Source organism: Paraburkholderia sp. GAS32 (genome assembly GCF_050434225.1).
GTDB lineage: Bacteria > Pseudomonadota > Gammaproteobacteria > Burkholderiales > Burkholderiaceae > Paraburkholderia > Paraburkholderia madseniana.
Map to the genome: position 1 here is coordinate 1 of NZ_JBNPVS010000032.1, position 19,704 is coordinate 19,704.

Here is a 19,704-nt window from a genome sequence, read left to right on the forward strand (position 1 = left end):
CCTTCCGCTTGTGCGAGCCGCGCGAGGTCGGTGATCGGGATGCCGACCAGTCCAAAGATGGTGTGGATGTCGTTCAGTTTCAGCGCGTCGATGACGAGATGAAACCCGTCGGTCGTTTCGGTAGCTTTCGCGTCGTTTGTCATTTTGAGATGTCTCGCTGTCTCGCCTTCTATTGAACTTGCGGTGCGCGGCGGGCCATCGTTACGGCGACGTGCGCGGCAACCCGCAGGTGGGGGACGCGGAGGATGTGCAAGCCTTCCTCGACCCGGCCGTCGTTGCAGTCGATGAGGTGCTCTGCGGCGGGGTGTTCCCGGGTTCTGGCATGACGTCTCTCCTCTTTGGGTCGCTGCGTGCGTCGTGATATACAATATTCCACACACAGTATTTATTCAACCGTATTTTTACGTCGTGATGCCTTTGCTGCGCTGCGATGGACTTGAATCGCCCGAATTCAAGAGCGACTCACGGAAATTGATTTGCGACGCACAAAGCTTCGACAACGGCGAAATTGGCCTTCGAGCGTCGAATGCTGACGAGCCCGCATCGATGGGTGTGCCAATCGAGCGGTCAGCGGAATGTAATATTTCGTATTTCAGATGACGCGCTGCCAGACACCCAGAGGCGCGTCGGCGCTCGAACCCGGCGCAGATGCACGCGCGCGAGCCACGCGGGCGCGATCATCTCGCGGCCGCACAGGCTCGGCGGCCGCAAAGATCGACGCAATGAAACCGGCGGGTATTTACGTGGCCGGTTCACCGGCGGCGTTGGGCGACACGATGGTTCGTGTGCGATGAGGGGCGCTCGGTAAGCGCGTGTGAACAAGGTGCAGGGCGAGAAAGAGCAGCGCTGCAACGCGTCGGGCGTTTCAGCGCTGCTCCGTTCCGGTGCTTCGGGTTGGCGTGCTCCGGTTGCCCTCTTGACTCAGTATCCAAACGACTTTACGTCGTCAGTCGAGGAAGTCGCAGTTGGCTTCGACGAACGCCGCGAGATCGAGCGAGTGCTGGCGCACGAGCCGCTCGACCAGCTCGGTGTCGCGCTTCTCGAGTGCTTCGATGATGCGCATGTGATCGACGATCGAGCGCGACGCGCGGCCACTCTGCGCGATCGTCATCTTCCGGATCGCGCGCACATGCACGAACAGGTTCTTCATCGTGTCCAGGAGGATCTGCGATTGCGACAGCTGGACAATTGACTGGTGAAACGCGATGTTCGCTTCCGAATACTCCTCGATGTGCTCGGCCGGCGTCGTGTCGCGAAAATTGTCGAACATATGCCTCAGCGCCGCGATGTCCTCATCGGACGCGCGCAGCGTCGCAAGCCGGGCCGCCATGCTTTCGAGCGCCGCCCACATGCAAATCATGTCGACGATTTCTTTCTTCGTCTTGCGCTGGATATAGATTCCGCGCCGCGGCACCGTCCGCAGGAAACCTTCCTGCTCGAGCAGCGTCATGGCTTCGCGAACTGGCGTGCGGCTCACGCCGAGCGCTTCAGTCAGTTCCTTTTCGTCGATCCGGATTTCCTCGCGCGAATGATAGATGTCGGCGTCGGCGATGGCCTGCTTCAGCTTTGCGTACGCCTGATCGCGCAACGAAGCCGAAGCATTGATCGGTACTAGCGCCAGTGTGAGAGGCGCTGGGCGGACATCGGTTTGCGTATCACCCGACATTGATAATTTGCTCCCCCAGTTTCGGATAACCCATTGTGACGGTCTTGCCGGGCCCGCCGCCCGAATCCTCTGCCGACAGGCCGGCGCGGCTGCCCTCCCGTGTGGCTGCCGCGGCCTGATATGCCATCCGCCCGCAACTTAGATATATGGAATATTATATTCCGTATATGGAGAGTTCAAGGCGCTTTTTGTAATCGTCAGCGAAGTGCGCTGGAAGGTGGCGTACGAAATCCGAATCCTGGGTACCTCGATACGCCCCCGGCCACTTATGCCTGCCCTCCGCCAGGTTGCCAGCGCCCTCAGAACTTGTAATTCAGCCCGACGGAGAAGCCCATTTCTCTGCCGCCCGCGTAGCAAAACGGCGCACCCTGCGAGATCGAGCTGCCGTCATGACAATCAACGGTAACGCTTCGCCCGCCTGCACCCAGCGCATAGTGCGCCGCCGCTTGATTGATGACCAAGGCATAGTCGGCATACACAGTCGCATGTTTGTCGATCGCATGCTTGTACATCGCAGTGACCATATTGGCGCCGTTGGAAGGATTCGGGATGCCAATAGCGTTCGGGTCAGCTGGAGCCGTGTTGTGTTGCCCCGGGTCACCCGGCGTGCGATTGGCGTGCGCCCAACCGACGCTCACGCTGTCCTTGGGAGTGATTTCCTGCGTCAGAGCGAGCCAGAAGCCATTACGGCTGCGCTCGTTCTGTGTTTGCAGGTAGGCCGGAATCTGTCTGCGCATCACTTCATAAATTGCGCTCACCGTGGTCAGAGTGGGAAATTTATATTGCGCACCGACCTTGAATGCCCATTCGTTGCCGATATCGTTGGGGTCCGTCCCATCAGGCGAAGCCAGTGCAGCAGGAGTGTTCGTGACATCGCTTGAGCGATTCACGCCGAGGTGTATCTCATACGCTGTCGTAAAGTACAGGGGGCCGTTGCTATAGGCGAGGTTCGCGCTGTAGGCCGACCCGTAGCTGCCGTCGTTACACGCAATTGGATTTCCACCACTACCAGGGACATTGCCGCCCGTGCAACTCGACTCACCCGAAGCCTGCACCGAATTTTCGTAACCGCGGTTTTGCCCGGGCGAAACCAGTGCGTTGAGAGACCAGCCATGGAAACTGGGCGACTCATACCAGATCGCATGGTCCAGCCGCGTACCGAATTCGACGCGATTGTCGCCGCCCGTGTTACCCATGATCACGGAGTAATCGCCGAGCATGCCGGAAAACGGATTCATGCGTGCGGTCGACGTTTTGTAGGGCGCATCGGTCTTGCCGATCTTCAACGCGCCCCAGGTGGACGATGCTACGCCGATGAAGCTGTTGCGCGACGTCAGGGCGCCCTTGACGGTCGAATCCTGAGCGGAGTTCGAATTGGAAGACCCTGAGGTTGCCGAAATGTCCAGTTGGGTTTCCAGTTGATAGACGAAGGCCAGGCTGGCGTCGGAACCGAATGGCCGCTTGCCGCGAACGCCGACATAGGAAAGATTGGATGAGACGTCGGGCTGCCAGCCCATATGCCCTCTAGGCGAGACGACAGTCCCCCCCGGCGTGACATACGAGTCTTTGAGGCCCTTGGTCGCATAGTCCACGGAAAGATCGAGATTGCCGTAGAACTCCATATCCCCCAGCGCGGCCAGCAACGACTTAAGCTTGGGCGGCATGCCGGCGCCCCACCCTGAGGCGTCGGCATCCGATGTTTTTTGCGCGCCTGAGGTTGTACCCGTGTTTGCGCTTGTACCTGAACTTGTACCTGCGTTTGTGCTTGCGACAGCGGGACTGACCGCTGGCTGACTGTTCGCTGTTTGGGCTTGCTTTGCCACAAGCGCATCGAGCTTCTTATTGAGCGCTTCCATTTGTTGTTTCAACAACTGGATCTGTTGTTTGTCGTCATCTGCCGCAATTGCCTGAGCGAATGCTCCTCCCGAACAGGTCACGCTGCCAGCTGCAAACAGGCATAGCGAAGCCGCCGCATGACGCGGCTTCAGATTTCTTATTCCCATCATCTCCTCCTATATTAATTAGTATCACTAAAAAACAAGAAAAATAAATTCCGTGACCCGAACGGCTATTTCGATCCGATGAGAACACTTATGTCACGCAAGACAAGGCGACCCAAGTGCCCAAGACAGTTGGATATTTCCGTGATAGCTATTGTATTAATCCAGACTACCGGGGTATGCATCGAGGTGGTTGAGATAAGACCCGAAACGACGCATTAACGCATTCACGGGGCGCCAATGTCCCTATCGGGTGCTCAGAGATATCCCTTTGCGAGCGCGCCGGCCTCGACCGTTCGGTCGATCCACCGCCGTCTCATCGGCGCGAGGATGAATTTCGCGGACACCGCCGCTGTAATCGACACGACCGCCGCACAGTTGAACACCGTGTTCCACGAGCCATGCGCCGACAACACCGAGGCGATCGGCACCAGCATCGACGCGGTACCCTTTGCGGTGTAAAGCGTGCCCGCATTGGCCGCCGCGTATTTGCTGCCGAACGTGTCCGCGCAGGTCGCCGGGAAGATCGAGAAAATCTCGCCCCAGCAGAGGAACACGGCCGCGGCAAAGAACATGAATGCGTACGGATTGTGGCCGAACTGCATCAGCCCGAGCAACGCGATGCCTTCGCCGAGAAAGATCATGAACATCGTATTCTCGCGGCCGATCTTGTCCGAAAGAAAGCCGCACAGCGGACGCGTGAAGCCGTTGCACAGGTTATCGATCGACAGCGTCATCGTCAGAAGCGGCAGCGTGATGCCCATAAGGCTGACCGGCAGCTTCGCGAAGCCATATTCCTTCGCGATCGGCCCAAGCTGTGCTGTGGCGATAATGCCGCCGGCTGCGACGAACACGAACATCAGGTAAAGCACCCAGAAAAGCGGCGAGCGGATCATCTGGCTGGGCGTGTAGTCGACCTTGGTGGCCACGACGCGCTTGGCCGCGACCGCATTCGCCGGCGGCTTCGGACGCACCAGCAAGGTTGCGAGAAGCAGAATGCAGACGCCCTGGAAAATACCGAAGAACATGAACGTATGCTCGTAGCCGGAACGCTGGATCATGTTGGCGATCGGGATCACTGTGATCGCCGCACCAGCGCCGAAGCCGGCCGCGGTCAGACCCGCCGCCAGGCCCCGTTTATCCGGGAACCACTTGAGTGCCGTCCCGACACAGGTCCCGTAGACGCAACCCGCACCGATGCCCGCAATCACCGCCGCGACGTACAGTGCCCCCAGACTGCTTGCGTGTGCGTCAATGATCCAGCCGAGTGCGGCACACAGCGAACCGGCGATCACAACCGGGCGCGGCCCGAACTTGTCGACGAGCCAGCCTTCGACTGGCACAAGCCAGGTTTCCGTGACGATGAAGATGGTGAACGCAGTCTGAATCGCTGCCTGCCCCCAGTGATGCGCCGCGTCCATCGGCACGACGAACAAGGTCCACGCATACTGCAGGTTCGCCACCAGTCCCATACAGACGATGCCGACCGCCAGTTGAACCCACCGGTTATACCGTAGCGCCGTGCTGCGCGGCTCGGCCACGTTGGAATATCCCATGTCTCCATCTCCTTTGTAGAATTCGTCGTGCTCGAGCGGCGCGTTGCGTTGAATCGTGTAACCGAATCACTCATCGCTTGCGTGCGCGTCGGCAATGAAACGCTAATGGTCGGTCAGATGGAGATCGCACCAACAACAAAAGACCGGCGGGGGTGCGCAAAACGGTCTGGTAAAAGTGGTTGCGTCTTCACGGAGTCTGGGAGCATGCTCCGCGAGAACAGCCATCAGTGAAAGTTAAAACATTTTATGGTTTGCATTAGGCGTCCTGTATACGTCGATGCCTCAACGAACTTCAGCCATGAAAAACGCTACTCTGCGCCAACTCAAGATCTTCGAAACGGTTGCCCGGCACCTGAGCTTCTCGCGCGCGGCCGACGAGTTGTACCTGACGCAGCCCGCCGTCTCAACCCAAGTAAAACAGCTTGAGGAGCACGCCGGCCTGGCCCTGTTCGGGCAGCTCGGCCGGAAAATTTATCTGACGCCGGCGGGTTCCGAAATGCTCACTTACGCGCGCTCGATCATCGAGCAGTTCCGCGAAATGGACGAAGTGATGGCCCGCTTGCAGGGCATTGCGGGCGGTCAACTGAACGTTGCGGTGATCAGTGCGGGGGACTATTTTTTCCCGCGAGTGGTGGGCGAATTCGTGCGCCGCAATGACGACATCAAGCTCAAGCTGGCGGTGCACAATCGCGAGGAACTGCTGCATCAACTGGCGAACAACTTAACCGATCTCGCAATCATGGTGCGGCCGCCGCAGGACCTCGATACACATAACGAACCGTTTGCGCCTCATCCTTATGTGATCGTCGCGCCGCCCCTACACCCGCTTGTGGGCAAGAAGCGCATCCCTCAGTCGACGATCGCAAAAGAGCCGTTCATCGTCCGCGAAAAAGGCTCGGACACGTGGCATTCGATGGAAGACGGGTTTGCGGGAGGAGTCACCAGGCTCAATGTCGCCATGGAGATCAGGAGCACGGAAACGATCAAACAGGCGGTGATTGCAGGCATGGGCATCAGCTTCCTCTCCGCGCATACCATCGGCCTGGAACTGCAGGTCGGTCACCTCGCCGTACTGGACGTACAAGGCTTTCCGGTGATGCTCCACTGGTACGTGGTGCACCGAAAGAGCAAGCGCCTGCCCCCTGTCGCGCTTGCGTTCAAGGAATTCTTGATCGGCGAAGGCGCGACGCAGATCGCGCAGATCACTCACGTCGACGCCGATCTGCTGCGCGGTCAGTCCAAGGGATAATCGAAAGTCAGGGCGCAGCGTGCCGGCGTCGGCTTCACTCAAAACATAAGCAAACATTTATGGTTATTCACAACAACTTTAACTGTTGTTTATTTATAGCCGATCCTATGCTTCTAGCAAGCTATCCGCCCGAAGGAGACGATCATGGGCCACTCACGCGTTAGCGCACCTGAAACCGAGCGCGACCAGGACATGCAGGCGCAGCTTTGCGCATACAACACCGCTTTCGCGGAACTGGGTCTGCGGTTTCGCTGGGACGAGCGCACCCTCACGTCGCTCGCAACCATCGACGGCGAACGGGAGCGCATCGCCGCGTACATAGAGGCCCACCATGCGCATTTGCTCAAAGCGTACAGCGCGGAATTCCTGAGCCAGGCCATTCTCGAGAAAAAGAACGCGCGCTATCCGGTATGCTTGGCGACGCGCAGGGAAAGCGCAGCGAGCGTCAACAACGCGTTGCACCTGTTGCGTGCCGGGTCACAGTGGGAGCGCTCGTCGTGCGACTCTGATTTACCGGCGTTGGCGGGCGTTTAAGAGCGGCAAGCAGCCCGCTTCGCCGGGCTGCAATCGGTCCGGTAGGAGCGGCAGTCGGCCACTGAAACTTCTCGAGCCTGCGCTCGCCAACCATCCGGCGGCTTGGGACGAGATAGCGCAGACGCTATCCGCGGAATGACCTGCAGCCCCGGCCAAGGTCGCCGGCAAGGATCACGACGCCTGCGCCAACGAAAGCCTCTTTGCGCCCGCACCGCGATTGAAAAAACCGGCGTCGCCCTCGAGCGCCACTGATATATCGGCCTTCAGTAGCTCAAGCCACGCGCACGTTTTCACCTCCAGAAACCGGCGCGACGGAATCAGCATGAACACCCCGATTTCACGCGACCGCCAGCGCGGCAGCACATGCACGAGCGGGCCTTGCGGAACGCGTCGACGACCGCATAGCAGGGCAACCTCGCGATGCCGAGCGCACTCAGCACGCTGTGCAGCACGACCTCCGGGTTGTCTCCGACCACTGTGCCGGTCGGGTCGAGCGTTCAGACCTGCTTGCCGTCGACCAGCTCCCAATGCGGCGTGATCGAAAGATTGACGAGACGCAAACACGCGTGGTCGGCCAGCTCGCGCGGATGCCTCGGCTTGCCGTGCCGCGCCTGGTTGTCATTCCCGAACCATCAAACGGTTCACTAGATTGCGAGTTCCGCGCTGAGCCTGCCGCCAGCAGGTCCAGGAGTTTGTCCGAATTCGGAGATTCTTCCTGACGGCGAACAACTGGTTTTTCGCATCAGTGAGGGCGTCGGCCATTGGCGGCGTTAAATTGCAAGCTGCTGGCGATCAGACTGCGTGCGCGTCCATTACCGTTGCGATCGACGGGCGCACCGTCGAGGTAGAGCCGACGCTTTAAATCATAGAGGTGGCCGCGCGCAGCGACGCATTGACCGCGAACGTCGGCTGCATGGGACAGGGCGTTTGCGGCGCTTGCCGCTGCCTCGTGCGCCGTGACGGCGAGCGCGAGGCTCGCGTGCGAGACATTGCCGGCCTCCGGTCGCAGGGCGCTCATGAGGTTCTGTCGCAGTAAGGAAATAAGGAAGAGTCGGGGCGGAAAGAATAGGAATGCTTATGTCGCAAGATCGTAGAACTGCTCGGCGGGTGAACGATGCCGTCCACCATCGCTCTTCATCTGCCCTTTCGCTATTATGTGCATGAGTTCGATACCGCCTAAGATGATGCGGGCGCAACGAAAGCTCTTGAATCCAGGCATCGGTCTTACGATGCGTTTGATTGCTCGATGGTCCTGCTCCACAACGTTGTTCAGATATTTCGATTGTCGAATTCTGATCGGTATTTCGCGATCAACATTGATCGCATTTAGCCCCGCGAGATTTGCCCCGCTCTTGTCGATCGTCATCGTTTCCGGTACGCCGTTTCCAGCGATCGCCTTTTCGAAATAGCGCCGGGCCGCGCCCTTGTCCCGCTTGGCGCGGAGCAGGGAGTCAACTGTGTCGCCGGCCTTATCGACGGCCCGATACAAGTACTTCCATTCGCCCCTAACCTCGATATAGGGGTGAGTAGACCCAAGGAACTTCACCCGGAGTCTCTCGCAGAACCGTGCGTAAACCTCTCGATTTACACCGCTCCCGGGCACTGTCACGTTGCAGAGATGGTCAAGTAAGATCGGGTGATGAAGAATGCTAAATCGCTTTACCACGGTCATCGCTTTCCGGCGGCGGTCATCAGTTGCGCGGTACGCTGGTATTTCAGGTTTCAGCTCAGCCTGCGTGATATCGAAGAACTGCTGTTCGAGCGCGGGGTTATCGTCAGCTACGAAACGGTCAGACGCTGGTGCGATAAGTTCGGTGCGGGCTTCGCACACCGTGTGAAAGCGGCGCGTCGCAGGCCCGGCACCACATGGCACCTTGACGAAGTATTTGTAACGTTGCGCGGCGAGCCTTACCTGTTGTGGCGCGCCGTCGATCAACACGGTGCCGAACTCGATATCCTGCTACAGAAGCGCCGCGACAAGGCAGCAGCGAAGCGGTTTTTCAAGCGCGTGCTTGCCTCGTGTACTGAGGCACCGCACAAGATCGTGACCGACCAGCTGCGTAGCTATCCGGCGGCGAAAGCAGAGATTCCCGCACTGGCTCACGTCAGGCACGTCTTCGTCAAAGCCAGCGCGCGGGTCAACAACTGGGCGGAAAACAGTCATCAGCCGACGCGCGAACGCGAGCGACGCATGCGTGGCTTCCGCGATCCTGAACGCACGCAGGCTTTCTTATCGAGCTTCGGTCCTATCCGGCAGCACTTCGCGCTCAAGCGACATCTGCTACGCGCCTCACTCTATCGCAAACAGCTCGCCGCACGGTTTGCCGCCTGGCATCGTTTCACTGAGGCCACCCAAGTTCCGTCCGTTTTCTGAGCAAGCGTGCATATTCTCCGCTTTTGCGTCGCAAGCAATTTAACGTGACAGAGCCCTGAAAAGCATTGGCGGGACAGCGAACTCGGACAAGCCGCTCAGGTCGCCTCGGGAAACAGGAACAAGCGATGCTTGTCACCGTTGCCTTTAGTGACCTCCCCCGTGTCCGCCACCCCCGTGTCCGCCGCGTCCATGTCCGCCGCGTCCACCGCCATGCCAGTGCTCGTAACCGTGCCAATGGTGGTCACCTCCCCGTCCACCCCAAATATTGATCGTCCCATACGCCGGGACGTAGACGGGTCCAGACGGGTATCCATACGCAGAATCGTATGGCTGGGCATACCCACCGTCTCCATAACCCGGTGCGACTGCGCAACTACTCACACTTGCTGCGATGCCAAGCATTGCAATAATCCTAAGCACGGTGTTCATCCTAATGGCGAGTTGAGGGAGCGCTTTCGAAGAGCGAGGACTTATCGCCCTCGATCGTTCCCAGTCCCATTATCGATATCTGCGTCTGATGTAGGCATGGCGCGAAAATGTCATTTTTGACATTTCAGGAAACGCGCATCGGCCCACGCGCCCGATGTGAGCATGCCGCCGAAGGAACGTTTAGGGTCAGCGGGCCGACGGACAGCCTGCAGCAGCGATCCGGGGGGCGTGTGACGAGCGAGCGGGGATGGCCGACGGCAATACATCACCCGACGCGAAAGCGGGCAGACTTCCTCATGGCCTCTCCTCACCAGAGAGTTTGCAGAACCATCTATACGGAAGGAAAGCAAACGAGTGCAGCAATACGGGCGCGTGCGCCTTCCGGCGTGACGTGGGACGGCATCGATTGGGCCAATGTTCAACGCCAGGTAAGAAGGCTGCAGACACGTATGGTGAAGGCCGCACAGGCCGGCCGCTATAACAGGGTAAAAGCCCTGCAATGGCTGCTGACCCACTCGTTCAGCGGCCGTGCATTAGCCGTGAAGCGGGTGACTGAAAACAAAGGCAGCAACACCCCGGTGTGGACAAGGTAACGTGGAAAACACCGGCGGCAAAGGCCAACGCGATTGCGTCGTTGAAGAGGCGGGGTTACTCGTCCCTTCCGCTTCGGAGCGGTTTTTATTCTGAAGAAAAACGGCAAGACGAGGCCGCTCGGGATACCGACGGTGATCTCATAATGCACCTCTCACAGTTGAGTGTTGGAATGCTGCGGTTGAACCGTACTTTGAAGCCCGCTGGGGCAAGAAGACGATGAACTCGCCAAGGGGCAGGGTCAAACTCTACCGCGTCTGGCTACGGCAGGATGGCCTGTGTCCGACCTGTCAGGAACCGATCGCACCGGGCAGCCCTTGGGCGACCCGGTTCATTGTGAAAAGAACCGAAGGCGGATCAGGCGCGGCGAGCAACATTCAACTGCACCATCCCGATTACCATGGAAGTCAATATGCCGGGAAGTAAGTTGTGGACGCGGGTATCGAAAGATGCCTTTGCAGAGGCTTGAGCCGTGTGGATCGAAAGACCCATGCACGGTTCTGAGCAGGCTGGACGCGGGTAACCGCGCCCAGCTACCCGACAAAACCGTTGGGCATGCCCTGCAATGTCTATCAGACCAACAACGCAGGCGAAACCGCGCTCTCGTTTGCGCCGCTGTTTCGCCGCCTCGATATGATCCCGGTGCTGGTGGCGCACGGCGCAAACGCGAACCATGTGGATGCGCGCGGCGGCACCGCGCTGCAAATGGCTATCGCGCAGCGCAATACGGCGGCGGCAGATGCACTGCGCCAAGCGGGTGCGACGGAGTGAAGCTGGGCTAGCTCAGGAAAAGATCGCTTCGATATCCGGCGACGCGTCTTTCACCTCGTCGAAGTTCAGTGTTGCTTCGATATGCTGCAGGTGTTCCAGCATGCTCGCCGCAGCCTTTGCTTCGTCATGCGCTTCGATTGCATCAATCAGATCACTGTGCTCGTGATGCGGGCACGCCGGGGCGTTGGGCTTGTCGTAAAGCGTGATGACGAGGCACGTCAACGGCGCGAGTTCTCGCATCATCCGCAAGAGGATTTCGTTGCCGATCATCTCCGCGATCAGCACATGAAACTCGCCTGACAGCCGGATGATGGCGGGCCGGTCATTCTGCTTACGCGCGTCGCTTTCCTGCCGCACGTGCTTGCGTAACGCACGCACTTGCGCCGACGTCGCGGTGCGGCTCAACAGCCTGGCCATTTCTGGCTCGATCATGCGCCGCGTGACAAATACGTCTCGCGCCTGCTGGACGCTCGGGCTGGCGATAAAGGCCCCGCGATTCGGCACCAGCTCGACCAGCCCCTCGTGGGCAAGCTTGTTGAGCACTTCGCGAATCTTGGTCCGGCTCACGCCCGAGACCTCCGCGAGCCGCTCCTCAATCAATTTTGTACCGGGTGCAAGGCGATGCTCAAGCACCGCCTTCTGGATGCGGCCATAGATTTCCTCATTCGTAAACGGCGCCTTGGGCGCGGCAGCTTTACTGGCAGGCATGGAGGAGGCTCGACTCAAAGGGCTTCTCGCAACTGGGAATGGATCGATGATAGAGCAATCACGCGCGTTTTTGTACACAAAAATTCGATGGAGTGCCCGCGTCGAAACCACGCTCTAAAGGAGGAAACTGGAATTTTTTTGTATACAAACGTTCATCGGCGCTTATCGAGCCTGACAACCTGCAGACCTCTCTAGCAGGCGCCTTTTGGCCCGCGCAACAACCCTCATTTGGTGCCAATGATTCGATTTTGGTGCTCCCGTGCACCATCTTCAGGCAAGCGTGCGTGTCGCAGTTTTCGCCATGATCCATTGACGTTCGTTCCAGAGAAGGTGCTCAGGAAGCAGCCGTTTCCACTATCGAGCGCGCATCCATCATTGCATACAATCTCTTTTATATTGCGTACAAATACTATGATTTATGTTGGCATAAAGTTTGCATTATGAGCATCCAGCAACCATCTTTTTCCGGCGCGGCACGCCAGAAGCAACCCTTGATATGGAAATCATGACGCAACGCACTCTGATTGGCATGTTAACCCCGTCTTCCAACACGGTTCTCGAACCGGTGACTTCGGCGATGCTCGCGGGCCTGCCCGACGTCAGCGCGCATTTCGGCCGCTTCCGGGTGACCGAGATCGCGTTGTCCGAACAGGCGCTGGCCCAGTTCGATGACGAGGAAATTCTCGGCGCGGCAGGGTTGCTCGCCGACGCGAAGCTGGACGTGATCGGCTGGAACGGGACATCGTCGGGCTGGCTCGGGTTTGCGGCAGACGAGCGTCTGTGCCACAGCATCACAGAACGCACCGGTATTGCCGCCTGCACCTCGGTGCTCGCGCTCAACGAGATTTTCGCCATGACGGGCGTGCGTCGCTTCGGTCTGGTCACGCCATATCGCGACGACGTGCAGGCAAAGGTCACCTCTACGTATGGCAGCGCGGGCTTTGAATGTGTCGGTGAACGTCATCTGAACAAGCAGGACAATTTTTCGTTTTCGGAAGTCAGTGCGGACACGTTGCGTGAGATGGCGCGTGAAGTCGCAAAGAGCAAACCCGATGCGATTACGATTTTCTGCACCAATTTGCGCGGCGCGCCGCTCGCTGAAGAGCTCGAAGCCGAACTCGGCATTCCGGTGTACGACACCATCTCGACGGTGGTCTGGAAAGCGCTGCGGATGAGCGGCATCGATACGTCGCGCGTCACCGGCTGGGGCAGCCTGTTCCGGGAGGTCGCATGAGCGACGCGGCGGCCTTCGACCTCGTGATCCGCGACGCGGATATCGCCACGGCGGCCGACCGCTTCACCGCCGACATCGGCGTACGAGACGGGCGCATCGTCGCGCTGGGCAGCGGACTGGCTCGGGGCGCCAGCGAGATCGATGCAGGCGGCCGCCTCGTCACTCCAGGGGGCGTGGATAGCCACTGCCACCTGGATCAGGACACCGGCGACGATAGCGTGATGGCCGACGACTTCCTGAGCGGCACGGTTTCCGCTGCCTGCGGCGGCACCACCACGGTAATTCCGTTTGCGTGCCAGCAGAAGGGAAAAACGCTGCGTGCGGCGATCGATACGTACCACCGACGCGCCGACGCCCGCGCGGTGATTGACTACGCCTTCCATCTGATCGTCACCGATCCCACGCCGCATGTGCTCGACCAGGAGCTGCCGCAACTGATCGAAGAAGGTTATACGTCGTTCAAGATCTACATGACGTATGACGCGCTCAAGCTGAACGACCGTCAGATAATCGAACTGCTCGCACTGGCCCGCGTCCACGGCGCCATGGTGATGATTCATGCCGAAAACGCCGATTGCATTGCGTGGCTCACCGAAGCGCTGCTGGAGGAAGGCATCACCGCGCCGATCGGGCATGCGCTGTCCCGCCCGATGCTGGTCGAGCGCGAAGCGACGCATCGCGCCATCAGTCTCGCGCAGCTGGTCGACACGCCCGTGCTGATCGTGCACGTCTCCGGCCGCGAAGCGATCGAGCAGATTCGCTGGGCGCAAGGACATGGCCTCGCCGTCTACGCAGAGACATGTCCGCACTATCTGCTGCTGACCGAAGACATGCTCGAAGATGGCCCTCGCGGTTATCAATGTATCTGCAGTCCGCCGCCGCGCGACGAAGGCAATCGCCAGGCCGTCTGGGACGGACTCGTGAACGGTACGTTTCAGGTGCTCTCCTCCGACCATGCGCCGTTCCGCTTCGACGGTCCGCACGGCAAGCAGGTGGCCGGCGAAAGCCCGCGCTTCGATCAGGTGCCCAACGGCATACCGGGTCTCGAGACGCGCATGGCTTTGCTGATGTCCGAAGGCGTGATGAACGGACGCATCGACATTCACGCCTTCGTCGCACTGACCGCAACCAATGCCGCGAAGCTCTACGGTCTTTATCCGCGCAAGGGTTCAATCGCAATCGGCGGCGACGCCGATCTGGTGATCTGGGACACAGATCGTGCCTTCACGCTCACCAACGATGCGTTGCACCACAACGTCGACTACACGCCGTACGAGGGTTGGCAGATGAAAGCGTGGCCAGCGCTGACGCTGTCGCGCGGCGACGTAGTGTGGGACGGCGTGCAGCCCAGCGGCACGCGCGGCCGCGGCGAGTTCCTGCCGGCCTTGCGCCCGCAACTGGCGCAACCGCATCGCCCGTTGAACCCACGCATTGACGCTCACCGGGTGCTACCGCGCTTTGCCTTTCCCGCCGTCTATCTCGAGTAGGAATGGCTTTGCAGGCTCGCGCGGAACGTGCAGTGCATTCGGCACCTTCCGCGCCGCTTTACACGCTGTCTTTATAACGTACGTACTGTGATTTTCTCTGGAGAGCCTGATGTCCGAACGATTTTCGCGTCGCCAATTCCTCCAACGTGTTGGCGCGGGTGCAGCCCTCGTGTCGATTGGGCTGCCCCGCTTTGCGATGGCCGCCGGGCTCACGCTTGACGACATCAAGAAGGCCGGGGTGCTGCGTATCGGCTGCGAAGCGACCTATCCGCCGCTGACGTATCGCGACGCGAGCGGTGCGATGATCGGCTACGACGTGGATCTCGCCAACGCGTTTTGCCGCAATCTCGGCGTCAAGGCGCAGTTCATCGACACGGTCTGGTCGGGCGTGATTCCGTCGCTCTACACGAAGAAGTTCGATCTGGTGATGAGCAGCCTGAGCTACACGGTCGAGCGCGAAAAACACGTGGACTTCTCCGTGCCGTACGTCGAGGCCTCGCAGGCACTGCTGATTCGCGCGGCGGATCTGAAGAGCGTCACCAGCCTCAACGGCATGAACGGCAAGGTGCTCGGACTCAAGCTCGGCTCGCCGGGTCAGATACTCGAACCGAAGCTCGATGCACAATTGAAAGCAGCGGGCGGTGCGGGTTTCAAGGAAGTGAAAACCTTCGACGACCATCCGGCCGCCTATATCGCGCTGGCAGAAGGCAAAGTGGACGGCGTGCTCAACACATTGCCGACGCTTTCGCTCGTCCTGAAGAATGCGCCGGGCAAATACGCTATCGTCAAGGGTATCGGCGCGGATAACTGGGCGGGCATCGCAGCACGTACGGATGACACCGCGCTGATCGGCTTTATTGACCAGCAGCTGCGCAAGTTCAGAACAGACGGCACGTTGCATTCGCTGCAGCAGAAGTGGTTTGGTTTCGACATGAACTTGCCGGATGCAATTCCGGTGCTGTCCTGAGAGCGCGGCGTCCATGGACTGGAGCATTATCGTCATGGCGTTGCCGATCCTCGCGGTCGGCCTGCTCGCCACGCTGAAGGTTTGCCTCGCGGCCATCGCGATTGGTATCGTGCTCGGCTTCGCGCTGGGTTTCGGTGCGCTCAGCCGCTTCAGGGCGGTTCGCATCGCCGTACTGGCGTACGTAGATTTCGTGCGCGGCACACCGCTGCTCGTGCAGATCTTTCTCGTCTATTTTGCGCTGCCCGTCATCGGCATCAACTTCAACGAGTACTGGGCCGGCGTCATCGCGCTCAGTCTGAACGCGGGCGGCTTCATCTGCGAGATCGTGCGCGCCAGCATGCAGTCGGTCGATCGCGGCCAGACTGAAGCCGCGCAATCCATCGGCATGCGTCACGGCCAGATCGTTCTGCACGTGCTCTTTCCGCAGGCGTGGCGGCGCATCCTGCCGCCGCTCACCAACGAACTGATCTCGCTAATCAAGGGTTCAGCGCTGCTGTCCGCGATCTCCGTGTATGAGCTCACGCACGCCGGTCAGGAAATCATCGCAACGTATTTTTCGCCGTTCGAGATTTTCCTGCTAATCGCCCTCTACTACTACGCGTTGATCTCGGCGCTGGCGTGGCTGTCGCGCTACCTCGAGCGGCGACTGCCGCAATACTGACTTCATGAGCTCGGGTTCCAGCATGTCTTCCACCGTTACCGCCTCTGACCTGCCCGCAGCGTCCGCTATGGACGCTGCCGCGCGCGTGCATGAAGGCGGAGCTGCAACGCTGCTGTCCATAGAAGGGCTGCACAAGCGCTTCGGCGACAAGGTCATCCTGCCCTCCGTCTCGCTGGAGGTTGGGCACGGCGAGACCGTGGTGCTGATCGGGCCGTCGGGTTCGGGCAAGACCACGCTCCTGCGGTGTCTCAACTTCCTGGAGAGACCGGACGGCGGCACGATCCGCCTTGGCAACCAGCGTATCGGGTTGTCGGAGCAAGGCCGCGCGCTGCCCGAAGCCGAACTGGCGCGACAACGCAGCCGCTTCGGCTTTGTGTTTCAGCGCTTCAACCTGTTCGCGCATCTGAGTGCACTGGATAACGTTGCCGCCGGCCCGCAGCGCGTGCTGGGACTCTCGCGCGACGCGGCCCGCGCTCGCGCACAAGTTGCCTTGGAAAAAGTCCACCTAGCGCAGCACGTCAACAAGCGGCCCGCGCAACTCTCGGGCGGCCAGCAGCAACGCGTGGCGATTGCCCGCGCACTCGCGATGGAGCCGCAGATGATCCTGTTCGACGAGCCGACTTCGGCGCTCGACCCAGAACTCGTCAATGAAGTGCTCGACGTGATGCGCGATCTCGCCGCGGCCCATATGACGATGATGGTCGTGACACACGAGATGAGCTTCGCGCGCAACGTCGCGCATCGGGTGGTCTTCATGGACGCTGGCGCCATCGTCGAACAAGGCACGCCCGGCGACGTCTTCGGCCGTCCACGCGAAGAGCGCACGCGGCGTTTCCTGCAGCACCTGCACACCTGAACTGAACCGGACCACCTGGCTGATGACTGCCCCACCTATCGAGCTTGACCTTGACCTGTTGCTACTGGGCGCCACCGTCGTGACGATGGACCCGGCTCAACCGCTGTTGCACGACGCTGCCATCGGCATACGCGGTAACCGTCTCACCTTTGTCGGCCGCGCCCAGGATCTGCCGGTGCAGACACGCACGCGGTCCACGCGCCGGCTTGCCGGACGCGTCATCGTACCCGGCTACGTGAACGTCCATACCCACGCCATTCTGACGATGGTGCGCGGCGTCGCCGAAGACCTGGGCTTCGCGCCCGCCTACACGCCAGGGATTCCCCACGGCCATGACGTGCGCCCAGACGAAGCTATCGCGCTGGCGCGTCTCGGCGCGCTCGAAGCGATGCTGTTCGGCTCGACGCTGATCAACGACAGCTACGTCCACGCCGATCTGACCATGGAGGCCATGGCCGACCTCGGCCTGCGGGTGTATTCATGCGGCCGCCTGCACGACGTCGATTTCTCCGGCGTCGCGGACGGACGCTGGGAATACCACGCCGCAACCGGCGAGCGCACGCTCAACGACGCACTGGCGCTGGCCAGGCGCTGGCATCGCAAACACAACGGGCGCACTGGGGTCCAACTCGCCGTTCATGCGCCCGACACCTGCTCCGACGACTTTCTGCGTCTGATCGTTGAGGCGGCACGTACGCATGACCTCGGCGTGACGACTCATCTCGCGCAAAGCCGTACTGAAGTTAGTGTAGTGAAGCAGCGTTCTGGTAAAAGCCCCGCGCAGTTGCTTGACGAGGTCGGACTGCTCAACGAAAGGCTCGTGGCGGCGCACTGCCTGTATCTGGACGACGACGACATCGCACGCGTCGGACGGGCCGGCATCACGGTGGCGCACATCCCCAAGGGCAACGCAACGGGCGGCACGATGGCGCCCACGCCGCGTCTGCGCACCGCCGGCGCGCGCATTGCATTGGGCACCGACAACATGCACGCCGATATGACCGAGGTGATGCGCTGGGCGCTGGCCATCGCGCGCATCCAGTTGGGCGAAGTCGCTGCGGACTGGCAACCCGCCGATGCGCTCACCATGGCGACGCACAACGGCGCGCACGCCATGGGGCTTGGCGACGAACTCGGCTGCCTCAAGACAGGCTGGCTCGCCGACCTCGCCATATTCGATTTCCAGCGCGCGCATCTGATTCCGCACCCCAGTCCGTTGGGCACGCTAGTACACACGGGACTTGGGCGCGATGTCGAGATGGTCATCGTGGACGGGGAGATTGTGGTCGACGGCGGCGCCCCCACCCGTTGCGACGCCGACGCGGTCATCGCTGCTGGAAAGCACGCCGCCACGCAACTATGGAAAAGGGCTAGCGCATGAGCACCCCGCACAGTATCGATTCGCAGTCGAGGCGCGACTCAGCCGGCACCGGGACCTTCGTCCCTTCAACTACGCAAGCGCGTGCTTCGCAAACCGGTGCCGCCGTGCAGATGCGCGGCATCCAGCATCGTTTCGGCACCGTACCGGTTATCGAAGACGTCACGCTCGACATTGCCGCAGGCGAACTGGTTGCGTTGCTCGGTCCGTCGGGCTGCGGCAAAAGCACGCTGTTGCGGATTCTCGCCGGTTTGCAGGTGCAGTCCGAGGGTGAAGTGCATATTGGCGGACAACACGTGGACGGCCTCGCGCCACGCCAACGCGGCGTGGGCATCGTCTTCCAGAACTACGCGCTGTTTCCACACATGACGGTCGCCGCCAACGTCGCCTACGGTCTCGAAGCCAACGGCGTCGAGCGTCGTGATGCCGCTCACAAGGCGCTGCAGATGCTCGAAATGGTGCGCATGGAAGCATTCGCGAAGCGCTATCCGCGCGAGTTGTCGGGCGGTCAGCAACAACGCGTGGCACTGGCCCGCACGCTCGCCGTCGAGCCGCGCATCCTGCTGCTGGACGAGCCTTTTGCGGCGCTCGACAAAAACCTGCGGCTCGATATGCAGATCGAAATCCGCCGTCTGCAGCGCGAGTTGAATATCACGACCGTGATGGTGACGCACGATCAGGAAGAGGCGATGAGCATGGCCGACCGGGTCGCAGTGCTCAATCGCGGGCGGCTCGAACAATACGACTCGGCGGTCGCGATCTACGATCAGCCCGCAACCCCCTTCGTCGCCAGCTTCGTCGGCACGGCGAATCTGCTGCCGGTCACCTTGCGCGTGCACGGCAGCCAGTGCCTGGCAAACTTCGACGATGGCGCCGTGCTGGCCGTCGCTCAGCCCGGCCCGTGGCGCGATGCCGGTGCGGCGCTGCTGGCGGTTCGCCCCGAGCAATGGGCGTGGCAGTTGCCCCAACCGGGCGCCAGCGCGCGTCAGCTGCTGGCTACAGTGCAACTGGCGATGCCGATCGGTCCCACGCTGGTGGTCGATCTGCAGACCGATGCCGGACAGACCGTGAAGATTTCCGTGCCGCGCGCCGAGGGTGCCGACTTGCGCCCGGGCTTGCGCGTTGCGCTCGATTTCAAGTCGGGTGCGCGAGTGCGCACGTTCAAGGCGGCGCAACCCAGTAACGCAGGTGTTTAGCGCATGGTCACAATCGTCCTGGTCTAACGCGCCGCCCGCTTCGTTAT

Annotated in this window: 18 protein-coding genes and 1 pseudogene; 12 read left to right on the top strand and 7 right to left on the bottom strand. The window is 60.6% G+C overall.

Annotation, left to right across the window (positions count from 1 at the left end; all coding sequences use genetic code 11):
- Positions 1–946: 946 nt before the first annotated feature.
- From P3T25_RS31280 to oxlT, 3 genes are all read right to left on the bottom strand, one after another.
- A complete protein-coding gene (locus P3T25_RS31280) occupies positions 947–1,666 on the bottom strand; it encodes a GntR family transcriptional regulator (RefSeq protein WP_429360767.1) in 720 nt (239 codons plus the stop codon).
- Between the two features lie 299 nt (positions 1,667–1,965).
- Complete coding sequence (locus P3T25_RS31285) at positions 1,966–3,603, bottom strand: porin (RefSeq protein WP_429360769.1); 1,638 nt, start codon at positions 3,601–3,603, stop codon at positions 1,966–1,968.
- Between the two features lie 320 nt (positions 3,604–3,923).
- Entirely contained in the window at positions 3,924–5,222 is a 1,299-nt protein-coding gene (gene oxlT, locus P3T25_RS31290; protein ID WP_429360771.1) for an oxalate/formate MFS antiporter, read from the bottom strand.
- 298 nt (positions 5,223–5,520) lie between these two features.
- Here oxlT and P3T25_RS31295 point away from each other — a divergent pair, with 298 nt between their 5' ends.
- Together P3T25_RS31295 and P3T25_RS31300 are read left to right on the top strand one after the other, a co-directional pair.
- A complete protein-coding gene (locus tag P3T25_RS31295; RefSeq protein ID WP_266239201.1) occupies positions 5,521–6,471 on the top strand; it encodes a LysR family transcriptional regulator in 951 nt (316 codons plus the stop codon).
- Positions 6,472–6,615: 144 nt separating this feature from the next.
- A complete protein-coding gene (locus P3T25_RS31300; RefSeq protein WP_154565359.1) occupies positions 6,616–7,005 on the top strand; it encodes a hypothetical protein in 390 nt (129 codons plus the stop codon).
- A gap of 742 nt (positions 7,006–7,747) precedes the next feature.
- Here P3T25_RS31300 and P3T25_RS31305 read toward each other — a convergent pair.
- Together P3T25_RS31305 and P3T25_RS31310 are read right to left on the bottom strand one after the other, a co-directional pair.
- Complete coding sequence (locus P3T25_RS31305) at positions 7,748–8,023, bottom strand: hypothetical protein (RefSeq protein ID WP_171928564.1); 276 nt, start codon at positions 8,021–8,023, stop codon at positions 7,748–7,750.
- Between the two features lie 57 nt (positions 8,024–8,080).
- Positions 8,081–8,524: pseudogene (locus tag P3T25_RS31310) on the bottom strand (IS6 family transposase); the annotation flags it as partial.
- Between the two features lie 120 nt (positions 8,525–8,644).
- On the opposite strand from P3T25_RS31310, the gene P3T25_RS31315 reads away from it, so the two are divergent.
- Complete coding sequence (locus tag P3T25_RS31315; RefSeq protein WP_171928562.1) at positions 8,645–9,379, top strand: IS6 family transposase; 735 nt, start codon at positions 8,645–8,647, stop codon at positions 9,377–9,379.
- A gap of 95 nt (positions 9,380–9,474) precedes the next feature.
- Here P3T25_RS31315 and P3T25_RS31320 read toward each other — a convergent pair whose 3' ends face one another.
- Positions 9,475–9,624 (bottom strand): hypothetical protein, encoded by a 150-nt coding sequence (locus P3T25_RS31320; protein ID WP_171928561.1) that lies wholly within the window; start codon positions 9,622–9,624, stop codon positions 9,475–9,477.
- A gap of 480 nt (positions 9,625–10,104) precedes the next feature.
- Between P3T25_RS31320 and P3T25_RS31325 the strand changes: the two genes are divergently transcribed.
- Together P3T25_RS31325 and P3T25_RS31330 are read left to right on the top strand one after the other, a co-directional pair.
- Entirely contained in the window at positions 10,105–10,401 is a 297-nt protein-coding gene (locus P3T25_RS31325; protein WP_429360774.1) for a reverse transcriptase N-terminal domain-containing protein, read from the top strand.
- Between the two features lie 553 nt (positions 10,402–10,954).
- Complete coding sequence (locus P3T25_RS31330) at positions 10,955–11,170, top strand: ankyrin repeat domain-containing protein (RefSeq protein ID WP_372342448.1); 216 nt, start codon at positions 10,955–10,957, stop codon at positions 11,168–11,170.
- A 12-nt stretch (positions 11,171–11,182) separates the two neighbouring features.
- On the opposite strand, the gene P3T25_RS31335 is transcribed toward P3T25_RS31330, so the two are convergent.
- Positions 11,183–11,878: a GntR family transcriptional regulator gene (locus tag P3T25_RS31335; protein ID WP_171928560.1), complete on the bottom strand. Its 696-nt coding sequence runs from the start codon at positions 11,876–11,878 to the stop codon at positions 11,183–11,185.
- Positions 11,879–12,383: 505 nt separating this feature from the next.
- Between P3T25_RS31335 and P3T25_RS31340 the strand changes: the two genes are divergently transcribed.
- The 7 genes from P3T25_RS31340 (at position 12,384) to P3T25_RS31370 (ending at position 19,657) form a co-directional block, all read left to right on the top strand.
- Positions 12,384–13,112 carry a maleate cis-trans isomerase family protein gene (locus P3T25_RS31340; RefSeq protein ID WP_429360777.1) on the top strand — a complete coding sequence of 243 codons (729 nt, stop codon included), beginning with the start codon at positions 12,384–12,386 and terminating at the stop codon, positions 13,110–13,112.
- Complete coding sequence (hydA, locus tag P3T25_RS31345) at positions 13,109–14,599, top strand: dihydropyrimidinase (RefSeq protein WP_429360779.1); 1,491 nt, start codon at positions 13,109–13,111, stop codon at positions 14,597–14,599. Before P3T25_RS31340 ends, hydA begins: the two co-directional genes overlap by 4 nt.
- A 109-nt stretch (positions 14,600–14,708) precedes the next feature.
- Positions 14,709–15,566, top strand: a complete 858-nt coding sequence (locus tag P3T25_RS31350) for a transporter substrate-binding domain-containing protein (RefSeq protein ID WP_429360781.1) — start codon at positions 14,709–14,711, stop codon at positions 15,564–15,566.
- 13 nt (positions 15,567–15,579) lie between these two features.
- Positions 15,580–16,227 carry an amino acid ABC transporter permease gene (locus P3T25_RS31355; RefSeq protein ID WP_154565351.1) on the top strand — a complete coding sequence of 216 codons (648 nt, stop codon included), beginning with the start codon at positions 15,580–15,582 and terminating at the stop codon, positions 16,225–16,227.
- Positions 16,228–16,249: 22 nt separating this feature from the next.
- The gene (locus P3T25_RS31360; protein ID WP_429360783.1) at positions 16,250–17,083 is read left to right on the top strand and encodes an amino acid ABC transporter ATP-binding protein; all 834 of its coding nucleotides are present in this window, start codon (positions 16,250–16,252) and stop codon (positions 17,081–17,083) included.
- A 22-nt stretch (positions 17,084–17,105) separates the two neighbouring features.
- Positions 17,106–18,464 carry an amidohydrolase family protein gene (locus P3T25_RS31365; RefSeq protein ID WP_429360785.1) on the top strand — a complete coding sequence of 453 codons (1,359 nt, stop codon included), beginning with the start codon at positions 17,106–17,108 and terminating at the stop codon, positions 18,462–18,464.
- Positions 18,461–19,657: an ABC transporter ATP-binding protein gene (locus P3T25_RS31370; RefSeq protein ID WP_429360787.1), complete on the top strand. Its 1,197-nt coding sequence runs from the start codon at positions 18,461–18,463 to the stop codon at positions 19,655–19,657. The genes P3T25_RS31365 and P3T25_RS31370 overlap by 4 nt, the downstream gene beginning before the upstream one ends.
- Positions 19,658–19,704: the final 47 nt, after the last annotated feature.

Excerpts from the sequence above, each read along its gene's own strand:
- P3T25_RS31280 (WP_429360767.1), bottom strand. The coding sequence starts at position 1,666 with ATGTCGGGTGATACGCAAACCGATGTCCGCCCAGCGCCTCTCACACTG.
- oxlT (WP_429360771.1), bottom strand. The coding sequence starts at position 5,222 with ATGGGATATTCCAACGTGGCCGAGCCGCGCAGCACGGCGCTACGGTAT.
- P3T25_RS31295 (WP_266239201.1), top strand. The coding sequence starts at position 5,521 with ATGAAAAACGCTACTCTGCGCCAACTCAAGATCTTCGAAACGGTTGCC.
- P3T25_RS31300 (WP_154565359.1), top strand. The coding sequence starts at position 6,616 with ATGGGCCACTCACGCGTTAGCGCACCTGAAACCGAGCGCGACCAGGAC.
- P3T25_RS31305 (WP_171928564.1), bottom strand. The coding sequence starts at position 8,023 with ATGAGCGCCCTGCGACCGGAGGCCGGCAATGTCTCGCACGCGAGCCTC.
- P3T25_RS31315 (WP_171928562.1), top strand. The coding sequence starts at position 8,645 with ATGAAGAATGCTAAATCGCTTTACCACGGTCATCGCTTTCCGGCGGCG.
- P3T25_RS31325 (WP_429360774.1), top strand. The coding sequence starts at position 10,105 with ATGGCCTCTCCTCACCAGAGAGTTTGCAGAACCATCTATACGGAAGGA.
- P3T25_RS31330 (WP_372342448.1), top strand. The coding sequence starts at position 10,955 with ATGCCCTGCAATGTCTATCAGACCAACAACGCAGGCGAAACCGCGCTC.
- P3T25_RS31335 (WP_171928560.1), bottom strand. The coding sequence starts at position 11,878 with ATGCCTGCCAGTAAAGCTGCCGCGCCCAAGGCGCCGTTTACGAATGAG.
- P3T25_RS31340 (WP_429360777.1), top strand. The coding sequence starts at position 12,384 with ATGACGCAACGCACTCTGATTGGCATGTTAACCCCGTCTTCCAACACG.
- hydA (WP_429360779.1), top strand. The coding sequence starts at position 13,109 with ATGAGCGACGCGGCGGCCTTCGACCTCGTGATCCGCGACGCGGATATC.
- P3T25_RS31350 (WP_429360781.1), top strand. The coding sequence starts at position 14,709 with ATGTCCGAACGATTTTCGCGTCGCCAATTCCTCCAACGTGTTGGCGCG.
- P3T25_RS31355 (WP_154565351.1), top strand. The coding sequence starts at position 15,580 with ATGGACTGGAGCATTATCGTCATGGCGTTGCCGATCCTCGCGGTCGGC.
- P3T25_RS31360 (WP_429360783.1), top strand. The coding sequence starts at position 16,250 with ATGTCTTCCACCGTTACCGCCTCTGACCTGCCCGCAGCGTCCGCTATG.
- P3T25_RS31365 (WP_429360785.1), top strand. The coding sequence starts at position 17,106 with ATGACTGCCCCACCTATCGAGCTTGACCTTGACCTGTTGCTACTGGGC.
- P3T25_RS31370 (WP_429360787.1), top strand. The coding sequence starts at position 18,461 with ATGAGCACCCCGCACAGTATCGATTCGCAGTCGAGGCGCGACTCAGCC.